Source organism: Levilactobacillus fujinensis, assembly GCF_003946335.1.
In the GTDB taxonomy this organism is placed as follows: Bacteria; Bacillota; Bacilli; order Lactobacillales; family Lactobacillaceae; genus Levilactobacillus; species Levilactobacillus fujinensis.
The window spans coordinates 1-14347 of sequence record NZ_RHNX01000048.1 but is presented as its reverse complement, the minus strand read 5'-3'; the positions used below and the strand labels follow the sequence as shown (position 1 = coordinate 14347).

The 14347-nt window shown below is 45.6% G+C and carries 13 protein-coding genes, 1 rRNA gene and 1 riboswitch; of the genes, 9 read left to right on the top strand and 5 right to left on the bottom strand.

Annotation, left to right across the window (positions count from 1 at the left end; translation table 11 throughout):
- Positions 1 to 128 precede the first annotated feature (128 nt).
- From rrf to EKM89_RS12660, 3 genes are all read left to right on the top strand, one after another.
- A 5S ribosomal RNA gene (rrf, locus tag EKM89_RS12670) occupies positions 129 to 245 on the top strand.
- A gap of 484 nt (positions 246 to 729) precedes the next feature.
- Complete coding sequence (locus tag EKM89_RS12665) at positions 730 to 2019, top strand: cation:dicarboxylate symporter family transporter (RefSeq protein ID WP_125689057.1); 1290 nt, start codon at positions 730 to 732, stop codon at positions 2017 to 2019.
- A gap of 801 nt (positions 2020 to 2820) precedes the next feature.
- Positions 2821 to 2986, bottom strand: a riboswitch (M-box (ykoK) riboswitch).
- Positions 2987 to 3182: 196 nt separating this feature from the next.
- On the top strand, positions 3183 to 3764 hold the full coding sequence (locus EKM89_RS12660; protein ID WP_382333562.1) for a peroxiredoxin: 582 nt from the start codon (positions 3183 to 3185) through the stop codon (positions 3762 to 3764).
- A gap of 198 nt (positions 3765 to 3962) precedes the next feature.
- Here EKM89_RS12660 and EKM89_RS12655 read toward each other — a convergent pair whose 3' ends face one another.
- Positions 3963 to 4310, bottom strand: coding sequence for a hypothetical protein (locus EKM89_RS12655; RefSeq protein WP_125689053.1), 348 nt, complete (start codon positions 4308 to 4310; stop codon positions 3963 to 3965).
- A 206-nt stretch (positions 4311 to 4516) separates the two neighbouring features.
- Here EKM89_RS12655 and EKM89_RS12650 point away from each other — a divergent pair, with 206 nt between their 5' ends.
- A complete protein-coding gene (locus tag EKM89_RS12650; protein ID WP_125689051.1) occupies positions 4517 to 5158 on the top strand; it encodes an SDR family oxidoreductase in 642 nt (213 codons plus the stop codon).
- 91 nt (positions 5159 to 5249) lie between these two features.
- A complete protein-coding gene (locus tag EKM89_RS12645) occupies positions 5250 to 5513 on the top strand; it encodes a hypothetical protein (protein WP_125689049.1) in 264 nt (87 codons plus the stop codon).
- Positions 5514 to 5618: 105 nt separating this feature from the next.
- Here EKM89_RS12645 and EKM89_RS12640 read toward each other — a convergent pair whose 3' ends face one another.
- The gene (locus EKM89_RS12640) at positions 5619 to 6611 is read right to left on the bottom strand and encodes a LacI family DNA-binding transcriptional regulator (RefSeq protein ID WP_125689047.1); all 993 of its coding nucleotides are present in this window, start codon (positions 6609 to 6611) and stop codon (positions 5619 to 5621) included.
- A gap of 211 nt (positions 6612 to 6822) precedes the next feature.
- Here EKM89_RS12640 and EKM89_RS12635 point away from each other — a divergent pair, with 211 nt between their 5' ends.
- The 4 genes from EKM89_RS12635 to EKM89_RS12620 are packed head-to-tail and all read left to right on the top strand — an operon-like array spanning position 6823 to position 12131.
- The gene (locus tag EKM89_RS12635) at positions 6823 to 7623 is read left to right on the top strand and encodes a hypothetical protein (protein ID WP_125689045.1); all 801 of its coding nucleotides are present in this window, start codon (positions 6823 to 6825) and stop codon (positions 7621 to 7623) included.
- Positions 7624 to 7627: 4 nt separating this feature from the next.
- Positions 7628 to 8812, top strand: coding sequence for a glycoside hydrolase family 88 protein (locus EKM89_RS12630; RefSeq protein ID WP_225421888.1), 1185 nt, complete (start codon positions 7628 to 7630; stop codon positions 8810 to 8812).
- A 14-nt stretch (positions 8813 to 8826) separates the two neighbouring features.
- Complete coding sequence (locus tag EKM89_RS12625) at positions 8827 to 10239, top strand: MFS transporter (RefSeq protein ID WP_125689041.1); 1413 nt, start codon at positions 8827 to 8829, stop codon at positions 10237 to 10239.
- 50 nt (positions 10240 to 10289) lie between these two features.
- The gene (locus EKM89_RS12620; protein WP_164510590.1) at positions 10290 to 12131 is read left to right on the top strand and encodes a DUF2264 domain-containing protein; all 1842 of its coding nucleotides are present in this window, start codon (positions 10290 to 10292) and stop codon (positions 12129 to 12131) included.
- 420 nt (positions 12132 to 12551) lie between these two features.
- Here EKM89_RS12620 and EKM89_RS12615 read toward each other — a convergent pair whose 3' ends face one another.
- From EKM89_RS12615 to EKM89_RS14250, 3 genes are all read right to left on the bottom strand, one after another.
- Complete coding sequence (locus EKM89_RS12615) at positions 12552 to 13175, bottom strand: helix-turn-helix domain-containing protein (RefSeq protein WP_125689037.1); 624 nt, start codon at positions 13173 to 13175, stop codon at positions 12552 to 12554.
- Between the two features lie 130 nt (positions 13176 to 13305).
- Positions 13306 to 13950, bottom strand: coding sequence for a helix-turn-helix domain-containing protein (locus tag EKM89_RS12610; protein WP_125689035.1), 645 nt, complete (start codon positions 13948 to 13950; stop codon positions 13306 to 13308).
- Positions 13892 to 14347: hypothetical protein (locus EKM89_RS14250; RefSeq protein ID WP_225421887.1), on the bottom strand; the 456-nt coding region annotated here is incomplete at its 5' end. The genes EKM89_RS14250 and EKM89_RS12610, both read right to left, overlap by 59 nt.

Sequence of the window (14347 nt, the reverse complement as noted above, 5' to 3'; positions counted from 1 at the left end):
AGCGCCGTGAGGCGTGGAGCGGACCAGTACTAATCGGTCGAGGACTTAACCAAGTTGTAAAACGTGGTGTTCTCAAAGAGAAAATAATTGAATAATATCTAGTTTTGAGGGAAGAAGTTCTCTTATAGTGTGGTGGCGATAGCCTAAAGGATACACCCGTTCCCATGCCGAACACGGAAGTTAAGCTTTAGCACGCCGATAGTAGTTGGGGGATCGCCCCCTGCGAGGATAGGACGTTGCCACGCGACGGAAGGAACCCAGTGATTGGGTTCTTTTTTTATGTTCATTTTTAAAGTACATAAGCAGTGGCGGATGACCGCAGCGAAAGGGTACCCGGCGACCGAGCGGCGTCACAAACAAAACGCAGGTATTTGAGCAAAGCAGACGGCTGGTCAAACGGGGGTCGGCTGCACTACCTGGTGAACCACTAAGTTACTACCGGTCGTTGTGCCGTTGAAACTACCGCCGTGACCCGTTAATCTTTCCGGCGTTTCATTTAAAAACGAATGGTAGCCACTTAATACGTATCCGAATATTATTTGCAATCGTTGTGATTAAGTTTGTCTATGGGCCATTTATTACCAATTTTATGCCCTGGGTTCGTTCAGGAGAACTTTGGCCTAATCGCCGTGGTGTGCTATGATAGTTATTGTTATGGGTGACCCCGGTTACCCGAACAATCAAACGCGTACGACTAACCATTAAAAAGAGAGAATGGGTGACACATACATGAAAAAGTATCGTAACTACCGCCTGAGTTTGGGGTGGCAGATTTTGATTGGACTGATTCTCGGGATTATCCTGGGAGCGGTCTTCTATCAAAATAAAGTGGCCATTACCGCCATGCAGAACATTGGGAATATGTTTATCGGCTTGATTCAAATGATCGTGCTGCCGATCGTGGTATCTTGTTTGACCGTCGGCATCGCAAATATGGGAGATATCAAGCAACTGGGCCGGGTCGGTGGGAAGACCATTATCTACTTTGAAATTATGACGACCATCGCGATTGCCTTAGGACTGCTAGTCGGCAATATTTTCCATCCTGGGGACTTTATTGACATTCATCAACTACATAGTACGGATATTAGTCAGTACGTCTCCTCGGCTAAATCAGCACAGAATACGGGTATCTGGTCGACACTGATGGGGATTATTCCCACCAACATTTTCAAATCATTGGGTGAAGGGGACATGATGCCCGTGATCTTCTTCTCCGTCTTCTTCGGTTTAGGGACAGCGGCAATCGGTAAGCAGGGTCAGGTCATTATTGACGTTCTGGATGCCGTGTCACAAGTGATGTTCCGTGTGACCAACTGGGTCATGCATACCGCACCGATCGGGGTTTGTGCCTTGATTGGGGTGACGATTGCGCAGATGGGGCTCTCAGCGTTAGCGCCGCTCGGGTATTTTATCGTGCTGGCCTATGGGACGATGGCAGTTTTTATCGTCGTCTTCATGGGAATCGTTGCCCGGATGTTCCATTTCAAATTATGGGACCTCCTATACGTCATTAAGGATGAGGCCGTTCTGGCATTCTCAACGGCTAGTTCTGAAGCGACCTTGCCACGATTGATCGATAAAATGGATAAGTTTGGGGTCAGCCAAGGGATCGTTTCCTTTGTGATTCCTACTGGCTATACGTTTAACCTGGATGGATCCGCTATTTACCAGTCGTTGGCGGCATTGTTCTTGGCACAGGCATACCACATCCACCTGAGTTTAGGCCAACAGATTACCCTCTTAGTGGTCTTGATGATTACTAGTAAAGGGATGGCCGGGGTGCCGGGGGCATCCTTCGTGGTCTTGCTGGCGACCGTTTCGACGATTGGGGTGCCAATGAGTGGTTTAACCTTTATCGCCGGGATCGACCGGTTAGTTGATATGGGGCGGACCGCGGTCAACGTGGTCGGCAACTCCTTAGCGACCGTAATTATCGGGAAATCCGAACATGAATTTAGTGAAGAAAAGAGTCAGGCTTACCTGCAGGAGATGCGGCGAGCGAAGACGAAAGCTTAATTTGCTGAAGGAAACTGGTGTCAGCTGGTTTCCTTTTTAATATGCGACGAAAAAAGTAGGTCACCATCCTTCGCGAATGGTGACCTACTTAATTTTGTTGGAGCAATGTCTTCAAATGAATACCAGCTCAATCGCGCTGCGTGGCGGTAACACACTTGCGGGGTGATTCCCATCAGCCCATGGGTGCCGCCAATTCACGTGGTTAACCGGAATCGGTTTGGTATTGTGTTTATTGTATCGACCGTTCAGAGATTAAAAACCAGCCTAGTTGAAACGGCGTCAGTTACTAATCTTCTTCTCCCCACCGGGTTCCCCCAGCGGTGAAGTGCAGTTACGAAGTCGTAACGCTATTCTGACTAGCACGTCAATGCATCGGTGTCGAATAGTACCGAGAAAAAGGGCGTAACTCTAGCTTGCGTTATCCATTAAGTGGCTTGAATCCAACTGATCCACGAACGAATTCGGGAAGTTCAGACGAGTTACGGTCGGTTGCAACGCCGACAGCGTCTGAAATAATGTGGTCAGTCGATTCTGTTTAAAGTCTGCCAATCAACCCCCCGCATCAAGCTACGGGGTCCGGGAACGGGAAAGCTAGAGAGCTATTCTCCTCAAAGCGTCAACCAAGAGGGATGAACAGGCGGTAACTTTCCCACCGGCGAGTTATAACACGCTCCGGGATCATCTAAAAGTTGCAATGTCATGTTCAATCACCTCCAAGGTGGATAGTCGACAGGGACGGACGGGGATAAAAGAAAAGCGCTTAGCTACAACTAGCTAAGCGCACCACAAAAAGTGTGTGTGAGTTTTGGCTAGTCGTTGAGTTTTAGCACTATACGGCGTAGTTAGTTCATAACAGCTACATTAGATCAGGCCTTAAATTGACCTGAACAGCTGACTCATTGGCGTTTCTCGACGTTTCTGAGCAGTAGCATTTTCCGTATAGGAGCCTCACCTAACAGCTTCTGATTTATCCTATGTAAATAGTGTATACCATTTTTAAAGCAAGTGCAAGTAAAAGACACAAGTTCTAGCGAATAATAATTATAATAACTAACTATAAAAATAATTATAGGAAGGCCCCGCATTTTCAACTGCCAGTTTAGAATCATTCTTGATTTAGACTTAAAAAACGGGTATGCTAAGGGTGATTCAGAATTCAGAAAATGAGGGGAGAAATTATCGTGAATTATATTGGTTCAGCGTTACCCGATTTTCAAGTCAATGCGTATCAAGATGGTGAGGTCAAAGCTTTAACGGCGGACGACTTACGCGGTCATTGGTCAATTCTGTTCTTTTATCCAGCAGACTTTTCATTCGTTTGTCCCACGGAACTCGGTGACTTGGCTGCCCACTACGCGGCATTTCAGAAGCAAAATGCAGAAATTTACAGTGTTTCTGAGGATACCGAATTTGTTCACCAGGCTTGGCATGAACAAAGCGAAGAGGTTGGTCAGGTCGCGTATCCAATGATTGCTGACCCAGCTGGCGACTTGGCACGGCACTATGGCGTCCTTGACGAAGCAGCTGGTCAAGCTTACCGTGGTGTCTTCATTCTGGATCCTCAGGGCGAAGTCCGCTCTTACACGATCAATGACATGGGCATTGGTCGTAATGCCGGTGAAATTTTGCGGACGCTGACCGCTGCGCAATTCGTTGCGGAACACGGCGATCGTGTCTGCCCAGCCAACTGGCATCCCGGCGAAGAAACCTTGAAGCCCGGCACGGACCTTGTAGGTAAAATCTAACTAAAATAGAGATGTATTTGGGTGCCATAGCGATTATGCGCTTTAACGGCCGCTGGATGTGGCCTGGTCCCATGTTCGAGGAAATCGCGGGTAACCATAAGGTAGCCAAACGATATTTAAATGATAATAGCGTAGTAAAAAAGGGCGGTCATCACCAGCATATCTGCTGACGATGACCGCCCTTTAATGGGCCAGTCGTTACTTACCGTCGACGACCTTAGCGTATTCTTGTTGGTACCAGCCTTCCCAGGTGGTGTCCTTGAGAGAACCGTTTTCGTTGAACGCGATGTCCATCGTAGATAGGATGGAGACGAATAGGTCGTGCTTCAGAGCTAAAACGCCGGCAACTAATTCATCCGGGTGGAAGTTGTTGTTGGCGTACAAGTACATGTTGATATCGTTCATGGCGTAATCAACCTTGTATTGCGACAAAATTTCCAAGTCGTTAGTCTTGTAGTGCCGTAGGTAAAACTTGGTGAAGTCGGTTAAAGCCGTCTGTTGTGCATGTTCGTCTAAGTCGTTAATGGTTAAATCCTGATTCTGCAAAGTGCAGACCTCCTCAAAAATCGTAAGCAACAATCTAGCGGTTAAGTAATTCCCGTGCAATATATTTTTAGCTTCAATTTCATTATGGCACAAAATGGCGTGGGGTAAAGCAGACAGCGTCAATTTTTTTACAGTTAACGAATTAAAACGCTCTCATCGCGTTGTATAATGAAACGATGAGAGTATTGAAGGGAGTTCGTTAGGTTATGCGAGTTTTAGTCGTGGGCGCCAACGGCCAAGTCGGTCGCCTGTTGATAGCAGATCTAGTAGTCAGAGGGGATGACCCCATTGCTGGGTTACGCTTTAACGAAGATGGGGAGGACTGGGAAGACCAAGGCGTCAAGGTCCGCGAAATGGATCTCCTCGCCAAGCCAGAGCAGCTGGCCAACGTCATGCTCGACGTGGATGCCGTCATCTTTGCGGCCGGATCCGGGAGTCGAACCAAGGATGATATGACATTGTTGGTGGACCTCGACGGTGCCGTTAAGACCATGCAAGCTGCTGAAATTGCCGGGGTTGACCGTTTCTTGATGATCAGCATGTTATTTGCTGAGGACCGTAATCGGTGGGCAGACCCGCTGAAGTCGTTATACGTCGCTAAATTTTATGCCGACAATTGGCTGGTCAATCAGACAAATTTGAACTATACGATCGTACAGCCCGGTGCGCTGTCCTTTCACGCCGGGACTGGTAAGGTAAAGAGTGATCCGTTAGCGGTGGGGAGTATTCCACGGGCAGATCTCGCTGCGTTTCTTGTGGCCGCTCTGCACGCCCCACAGGCCAGTCGTAAAACTATTCCGTTACTAAGTGGTGAGACACCAATGAAACAAGTGCTTGACCAGTTGTGAGCATATTGGTCGCGCCAGTTGCTGTTTTTTGGTAGACTACTAGCAAGTCAATAGGACTGTCCGTCAGATTTTTGCTAAGGAGGCCATGATGATGACTGAGAACTTAGTATTAGCCCCACCGGAAGCCCTAGAGTTAGGGCAACACCTTGATGAATGGCCGAAATGGCGGCAAACGACCGAGCGAACCACGGCCGCCATGGATTGGGACCGGCTCATTGAAAAAAAGCACGAGCAAGCAGAGTGGCAAGCAGGTCTAGCAACCGAAATTGCACACTGGGAGAACCGCCACGCGATTCAAATGGCATTAGCGGATAACTTAGTGGGGATGACCTACAGTGGCCATACGCGTCAATAAATTGGATTATAAGTCGTGCTAGCTTTAAAGCATCTGAAAAAGCGTTGAGAAATCGGACTCTTGATTTCTCAACGCTTTTTTCGTTTCTACTCAGATTGTCAGTAATTATTTGTAAAGAATTGAAGCACCCTGAACAATCTTAGTCGGCACTAAAATTGTCTTCTGTGCAGGCGTTTCGGGGTGTTCTAATCGTGAAACTAGGCTTTTAGCAACTTCTTGGCTCCAAGTGTTGAGTTGGGAGTCTGCGGTGGTTAGTTTTGGCAGGTAAATCTCACCGGATTTGGGGGCGTTATCAAAGCCAGTAATACTAAAGTCGACCCCAACCTTCAGGTGTAGCTCGCTAGCAGCTCGATAAACACCATAAGCCATCATATCGTTGAGGCAAAAGAAAAAGTTGTACTTCTTTTCAGATAATAATTTTTTGGCTATGGGATACGTGGGTGCACTTTCAAGGTGACCATTAAATGTATGCGCGGCCACATCATACTCAGGATGATATTTTTCAAAGTAGGCGCGACAACTAGCAAAACGTTTTGCTGAGTTATAAGAATTACGAGATCCGCGGAAAAAACAGATGTTTTGGTGTTGAGATTTCTCATATTGTTTAAGTAAATTAGTAATTGCAGATTGATTATCGATCACAATATTATCGACGTTGGCGAAGTCTAATTCATTTGCCATAAGGACGATGGGAATCTTGGTCCGTTCAATCAGTGCCGTTAAGTTACTTTTAGTGGTCGTATAGTTAAAAATAATAAGCGCGTCAAATAATTGGGAGTCAATTAGGTCAGCGTTACTGTTACCAATAACGACTAAAGAATAACCATAGTGATCAAGGGTCTCGCGAATGTCATCGACTAATTCACCATTAAACATGCTATTAAACGTGTTGATTAACATCCCGATCAATCGTGATTGGTGGGTTCGTAACCCTTGCGCCGCCTTGTTTGGATGATAATTCATTTGATTCGCAATTTCTTTAATACGTTGGCGCGTTTTCTCACTGACCTCGGGTCGATTATTTAGGGCATAGGACACGGTTGCAACTGAAACGTTGGCAACCCGTGCAATGTCAGTTAAGCTAGTCTGTTTATTCATGAGGGCTCCCTTCTTCGATAATCACTATAATATTAACATAATTGCTCTCCTAAAAAACGCAAACAAGTTATTGACAACGCTTACAAAACAAGATAGACTGTGTTTGTAAAGGAAACTTAAACGTTTAAGTTAGAAATGCAAAAATCCTTTACTTTTTTTATAGCATGTAACTTAAACGTTTAAGCTAAAACTTTGAAAAAGGGTGATTCAGTTGCAAGTTATGATTCGCAATGGTAACGCGCAAATACAACCAGATGTTAATAATGATAATGGTGTCTTTATGTTCAATCATCGCTATCGGAATGGGGATCAACTGGAAGTCGTATTTAATAACAGTCAAAGTGAAGGAAAGTTCTGGAACGTGCGGTTGGATGCAAGTTTACCAGCGACCTTAGTTTATTTGAAGCAGAATAAGTGGCTTTTTAAAATCCCAATGAGTTTAGAAGACCGAGAAGTTTATGGTCCGTTGGCATTTTCCGGCACACAGCAATTCATATCAATCCAGCCAGTTGAAGACGGGCAATTAGACCATTTACGAAACCTAGCTTTAAATATTTACGATCAGCACACAAGCAATGCTTACCCCCATGTGGCGGCTAACGTTGAAACGCAAAATAAGGCCATTTTTGCCGCTAGAAATGTGATCGATGGGTATGTTGCAAGTGGTGCGCATGGCTATTTTCCTTACCAATCATGGGGAATTGATAACCGAGAGGATGCTGAGTTAACGATTGATTTTGGCCGTAAGGTGCAACTGGAGTCAGTTGGCATTGTTCTACGAACTGACTTCCCGCACGACAGCTATTGGACGAATGGTTGCCTAGAGTTGGAGCCAGACGCAAGTTATCAATTAGTCTTCAAAAAAACAGCAACTGAACAAATCTTTCACCTGCCAGTGACTGTAACGAGCCGTTTGAAACTGGGACAGCTCATTAAGGCTAATGATCAATCAATCTTCCCATCTTTAATCGAGCTAAAAGCTTATGGCCACGAACTTAAAGGAGGCAGTTAAATCCGTGATTGAAACGAAAGTAGATTGGGCAACAGCGGCCTTAAAACAAGTTGAACAGAAAATGAGTTGGGTGGCCGATAAGACACAGGATCGGATTCCCTACACGACGGATTCGGCTGGAAATTACGATGATCATTCTAGTTTGAGCGAGCAAACGGCGGAATACTATAGCTTGAGCTGGTGGACGAATGGATTTTATCCAGGCATGTTGTGGCAGATGTATCGGCAGACAGGGGCGGAAAAGTATCGAACCTATGCCGAAAAAATAGAACGTAAACTAGCACTAACTCTGACTAGTTTTGAAGGACTGCATCATGATGTGGGGTTTATGTTTTTACTGAGTAGTGGTGCTAACTATCGTTTAACGCACAATAAGCAAGCTTACACACGGGTCATTCATGCGGCGACTATTTTGGCAGGACGCTTTAACCTGGCTGGTAGGTTTATTCGAGCTTGGAACGATGAAGGGACAGTTGACCGACGTGGGTGGACGATTATTGATTCCATGATGAATATTCGATTGCTTTATTGGGCAACGGACTTAACCCATGACCCCCGGTTTGCACAAATTGCGCAGGCACATGCGATTACGGTACAAAATCATTTTATTCGTGAGGATGGTTCCGTTAAACATATTTGTGAATTCAATCCGGAGACAGGTGCGTACGTAAAATCATTTGGCGGTCAGGGATTGCAACGTGGCTCGGCTTGGACACGTGGTCAGGCTTGGGCTATCTACGGCTTCACGATGAGCTATGAGCAAACGCATGACGCGGAGTTCTTACAAACGGCCTCTAAGGTGGCAGATTACTTCATGCAGCAGATGAAGGAATGGACACACGTTCCGATTGACTTTAACCAGCCTAAAGCCGTGGCATACGAGGATTCTTCAGCGGCGGCCATTGCAGCAAGTGCGTTCCTTGAATTAGCATCACAGCAAGAGAATCAAAAATTAGCACAAATCTATCAACGATTCGGCGAGCAGTTACTCGAACACCTATTAGCCGATCGATGTGATTTTTCGATGGATTGCGACAATATTGTGACCCGTGCGTCGGCATCCTATCACGAGGAACAGCACGACTATGCCATTATTTATGCGGATTTCTTTTTAATTGAAGCCCTACAAAAGCTCACGCATAAGAGCTTACCAGTTTGGGGTCAGGTCAAGAATCCTGAGGGGATTTAAGAAAGGAAAGAACGATGGAAACAACGACAAGTGATTTAGGAAAAAAAGTTGATTTGCGGCTTAGCGATAAGCCATTCGGACTATCTGATAAATTAGGTTACTTCTTTGGTGATTTCGGGAATGATTTCTCATTCATGTTGATGTCTAACTTCCTAATGGTTTTTTATACGGATGCGCTAGGAATCTCGCCAATTATAACGGGAACGTTATTTTTAGTGGCCCGTTTGGTTGATGCGGTTGCTGATGTGACAATCGGTCGGTTAGTGGACAATACGAAATTAACGGCCCGTGGTCGCTATATTCCGTGGATCAGCTTTGTCCGGCCCTTTATCTTTGCGTCAACGATTCTAACGTTTATGCCATTTGCAGTCCATTTTCCAATGGGGATTCGAATTGCTTACATCTACATTACTTATATTTTCTGGGGAATTACGTATTCCGCTACCAATATTCCTTACGGGACGATGGCGTCTGCGATTACGCAAAATCCAGATCATCGAAATTCTCTATCGACTTGGCGGAGCGTTGGTGGCGCCTTGTCTGGAACCTTAGTTGGCTTTATTGTGCCGCTCTTTATGAATGATCACGCGGGTCACGTGTCTGGTAATCGGATGTTTATGGTGGCCATTGCCTTTGCGATTGTTGCCTTCATCAGCTATACCATTACGATTCATAACTCACATGAACGAATTCAAATTCAGAAGACAGAGAAGGTGCCAGTCGGAAAGTTATTGATTGCGCTATTACATAACCGGGCGCTTATGTCGATCATCTGTGCAGCACTTGTTTTGTTGGTCTCTAATGGGATGACAGGCGGGTTAAATGCCTACCTGTTCAATGGCTATTTCCACAGTACAATTGGCATGTCAATTGCAACGATGATGAATACGATCAGCACAATCTTGATTGCACCATTCGCTAAGTATTTTTCAACGAAATATGGGAAGAAAGAATTCTCGCAAGGGGCGCTTATCTTCTCGGCAATCATCTTTGGACTGCTCTACTTGTTACAATTAGAAAATGAATGGCTCTTTCTGCTGCTCTTGTTATTTGCCACGTTAGGGTCGGGCGCCTTCAACGTCATGATTTGGGCCTTTATGACCGATGTGATCGACTATCAGCAGTTTGTCGATGGTAGTCGTGAAGACGGCACCGTTTATGCGCTGTATTCATTTGCTCGTAAAATTGGTCAAGCCATCATGGGTGGTCTTTCTGGGTTCTTACTGGCTTTACTGGGCTATCATGCAGTTGTTGGTGGGACGACACAGTCCGCGGCCACTAACTTAGGGGTTTATCATATCGCGACGGGAATTCCAGCATTGGGTTATCTATTAGTTGCGCTCATCCTGATCTTTTGGTACCCACTGAATAAAAAGATGGTTTTGACGGTGACGACTAAATTGCGTGCAGCTGCTGAGCAGAAGTAAAGGAAAGGAAAACGATCATGAATGACTTTTCAAAATTACGAAATAACCCTTTGAAAACTAGAAGTGATTTACAAAAACTAGCTAAGGATCTCGTTACACCGTTGGCAAGCTATTTTGACGATGACTATCCCGGCCATTTAAATCTGGGGAGTTCAGGAACGGTTTACCCGAAGGCAGAACAAGAAGTTGAAGCCTTTCTACGGCCACTCTGGGCAATTGGACCTTTATTATCAGATCCAGAACAAAATTTAGACTTTTTTGACAAATTTCGAGTGGGATTGGTAGCGGGAACAGATCCAGCGTCATCAGCCTATTGGGGAGATCTACATGATACGAGTCAACTAATGGTTGAGGAAGCTTCTATTGCGCTGACCTTAGTTTTGACGAAGCCCCGCTTATGGGATCAGCTCTCTCAAACGGAGCAACAGAACCTGCATGACTGGTTGATTCAAATAAATTATTATCATTTGCCAGACAATAATTGGCATTACTTCCGGGTGCTGGTGAACATGGCGATGTCTTTGTTGGGGATGGACTACGACAAAGACATGATGAATTATGACTTTTCAGCAATTGATTCCTTCTACGTCGACCAGGGCTGGTATAAGGATGGTCCAGTCGATCAACAGGACTATTATGTCTCTTGGGCAGTTCAATTTTATGGCCTGGTTTATGCCAAATTATATGGTGACCGGGATCCAGAACGTGCTGATAAATTACGACAACGCGCGGCCAAGTTTGCACAAAGCTTTCAGTATTGGTTTGATAAGGACGGGTCAGGGATTCCTTATGGGCGGTCTTTAATTTATCGGTTTGCACAAAGTGCTTTTTGGTCAGCATTAGCTTTCGCTGGTGTGGAGGCGCTTCCCTGGGGGCAAATCAAACACCTCGTTTTACAAAACTTACGTTACTGGATGCAACAAGATATTTTTAAGCAGGATGGCACATTAAGCCTTGGCTATGCTTATGATAATTTGAACTTTACGGAGGGCTATAATGGGCCGGGGTCACCATATTGGGCTTTAAAACCGTTCTTAATTCTGAGTTTGCCTGAAGATCATCCGTTCTGGCAGTCACAAGAAGAAACCCCTAAGCTGAAACAAAAAATAAGTGTGCCAGCAGGCAGAATGCTGGTCACACGGGACAATGATGGTCAGAATGTTCAAGGATTTACGGCCGGACAATTAGTCAACAATCAAAGCCATCGAGAAGCAAAATATTCTAAGTTGGTTTATGCAACGCGGTTTGGGTTTTCAACGCCGAAAGATGGGATTGCCCTGAATGAAGAGGCTTACGATAGTACGCTTGCGTTATGTGAAGTTGGTGATCATCACTATCGGACTCGGGAACGTGTTTCGACCTTCCGATTTACAGATGATTATGTTTATAGTAGTTGGCAACCGTGGCAGGACGTGTTGGTAGAAACCTATGTCATTCCGGTTCATCCGTGGCATGTGCGGATTCATATGATTCATAGTCAGCGACAACTGAAATTTGCTGATGCCGGTTTCAGTAATGAAAAAACAGATGAGCTGCGTGAGGTCTTAACCAGTGATGGCGCTTATTCAATTTCACCACGGGGATTAACTGGTGGCAAAGTTATCAGCGGCGCGTTTACGCAGACTGAAAATCTATCGCCAGAGCCCAATACAAACTTATTGTTCCCAAGAAGTGTCATCCCAACATTACGTGGTCTTGTCCATGTTGGGGAGAATCTGATTGTTGATGAGTTTGTGGGCGCTGTTAAAACGGAGAATGTCATTGCGTCTGCACCTACTGTCAAGGTTCAAGGGAAAAATGTCCAAATCGATTACGCTGGGAAAACAGTGACTGTTAAACTGGATGACTTAACGCAAGGGAGATTAGAAACAACCTCAGGCGATAATGCTTAGCACGCAGTCTTGAGGATTAATGGAGAATGGTATTCAAAATACAAAGAGAGTGGGATAAAAGGCGATTAGCTGGCGAGCATTAAGGCGGATAACCGAATAACCCCGGGTTTGGGTTATTTGGTTATCCGTTTTAAGCGGAGTCAGCTGCCTTTTCTCCCACGTTTCAGCAACGTAATTTGGAGATAGCAAAGGAGAGTGGGACATAACTCAAAAAGTTGCTCCTTTCAGAATCTAATAATTCTGAAAGGAGCAACTTTTATTTACGCCACTATGGTGCCGAAACGTGGGACATCAGGCAGTTTGTTGCGCTTAACCCGATAGCAAAAATTATGCCAGAGTCAGGCATAATTCCTGCTATCACGTTAATGCTCGCAAACTAACCGCCTTATGTCCCACTCTCTTTTGCATATTCAGTGCGTATTAAGGTAATTGACCCGCCTGCGCTGCCCGCCGTTGCTGCCAAAAGTAAGTGATTTCGGCATACACCAGCGCAATGCTGATGGACGCCGCCAAGAAGGTGAAGTCATTGGCGAGGGGGGCAACGTGGGCAAATTTCAGCCCGATTGCCATGACTGCGCTACCGATAGCAATCAGTAGCCCCCAAGACCGCCGCTTCGTCCAAGCTAGGTAGGGGGTCGTGTTGTCCAAGGCTCTGGCGAAGCCGTTCAACTTGTTTAGCGTCAGAATGTTGATTATTCCCATCAAGTAGAGTAGCCCCTTCGCCATGAAGAGCTGGTGGGCGAAGATCAGTGCCAGTACAAAGATGATGTCCACAATGGTTAAATTTTTGATGATGGGTTGAATCGATTTTAGAACTACGGGTTTACGGAGTGTGTCGGTGAGCCCAGGGTCCTTTTTGAGTAGTGTGTCTAATGAAAGTTGATAGTAGTCGCTTAAGCGAATTAAGCTGTCGATATCTGGATAGCTTTTGCCCCGCTCCCAACTGGAAATAGTTTGTCGGGTAACGTGTAATTCTGTCGCGACCGTTTCCTGCGTCAGATTCTGATGTTGCCGTGCGTGTTTGATTCTCTCCCCGAATGCCATGATGATTCCTCCTCTAGCTGATGAGCTTAGTATAGGCATGTTAGTTGGAAAGTGTCCAGCAAAGATCCTCTGCAACACTGCTATGACGGGGATTGCATAGAATGAATTTCGTATTTAAATTTAAGCAAACCTAGTAATATTTTTGCTTAGCTGTCGCATTCTCTCGGTCCTTGAGTCGTTGAATGGCATGAGCCGACCAGAGGCCGAGCAGCGTTAACCAGGATATCATGACGAGTACGCCCAGATTATTCGTCACCGCTGTAGAAGTGATGGGCCGCCAATAGGTGATGATTAGAGCACCAGTTGAAATCAAGATATTCAAGATCCCTGGGAGCCACCCATTACGCCAACGCTGTTCGGCGACGGGGAGGGGACTGAGTTGTTCTTCGAACTTTTGTAGGTAGAGAAAGCCGCAGCCATTCGCTAGGAAAGCCGCAATCAGGACCCAAGCACCTAGTTGATTTGGAATGAAAAATAATAGAATAACAATAAATAATTCGTTTAAAACCAACATCGCTTGATGGATGGGCCGTAACCGTTTGAGAATTTCTGGCTTGCGTAGATAGTCCAGCATTCCCGTATCCTCTTTGATCAGCACGTCTAGCGATAGTCCGTACAGATTACTGAGGGTAACGAGACTGTCGATATCTGGATAACTCTTGCCGGTTTCCCAGCTCGAAATGGTCTGGCGCGAGACGGCCACGTGTTTTGCAACGTCACTTTGCGTGAGCTGATGATCGCGGCGTGCTTGCTGTAATTTTTCTCCAAATGTCATAAAAATTCCTCCCTGAATATGCCCTAAGCTTACCAAACACCATCAATAATGACCAGCTAAGTTTGCTTGCATCGTTGATATAGCAACGTTTATGTGAGGGAATTGGCAGATAACTAAAGGTGGAAAGCCAAAATGTTTGCGTTACTCTTGCGACAGTAGGAATTATCACGGCTAGATTAGTGAAACCAGCCGCACTCCGGCTGCCAGGGATTCCGCTTGCTGTGGGGAACGCTTCCAGCCAAAGAAGGGGCTTCCAGCTCGCCTGAGAACCGCCAAGATCAGGCGTCTCCCAGGTCGTCCCACGATGTAAGCCGGAAAAATGAAGTGCCGTAAAATTATTAGACAGAAAGACTAATAATTTTGAGGTGGTTTTATGAAGAAATATACGTTTGAGTTC

Bases quoted from the DNA above. Each gene is read 5' to 3' on its own strand.
- EKM89_RS12610 (WP_125689035.1), bottom strand. From the start codon at position 13,950: ATGACATTTGGAGAAAAATTACAGCAAGCACGCCGCGATCATCAGCTC.
- EKM89_RS12640 (WP_125689047.1), bottom strand. From the start codon at position 6,611: ATGAATAAACAGACTAGCTTAACTGACATTGCACGGGTTGCCAACGTT.
- EKM89_RS12625 (WP_125689041.1), top strand. From the start codon at position 8,827: ATGGAAACAACGACAAGTGATTTAGGAAAAAAAGTTGATTTGCGGCTT.
- EKM89_RS12665 (WP_125689057.1), top strand. From the start codon at position 730: ATGAAAAAGTATCGTAACTACCGCCTGAGTTTGGGGTGGCAGATTTTG.
- EKM89_RS12650 (WP_125689051.1), top strand. From the start codon at position 4,517: ATGCGAGTTTTAGTCGTGGGCGCCAACGGCCAAGTCGGTCGCCTGTTG.
- EKM89_RS12645 (WP_125689049.1), top strand. From the start codon at position 5,250: ATGACTGAGAACTTAGTATTAGCCCCACCGGAAGCCCTAGAGTTAGGG.
- EKM89_RS12615 (WP_125689037.1), bottom strand. From the start codon at position 13,175: ATGGCATTCGGGGAGAGAATCAAACACGCACGGCAACATCAGAATCTG.
- EKM89_RS12660 (WP_382333562.1), top strand. From the start codon at position 3,183: ATGAGGGGAGAAATTATCGTGAATTATATTGGTTCAGCGTTACCCGAT.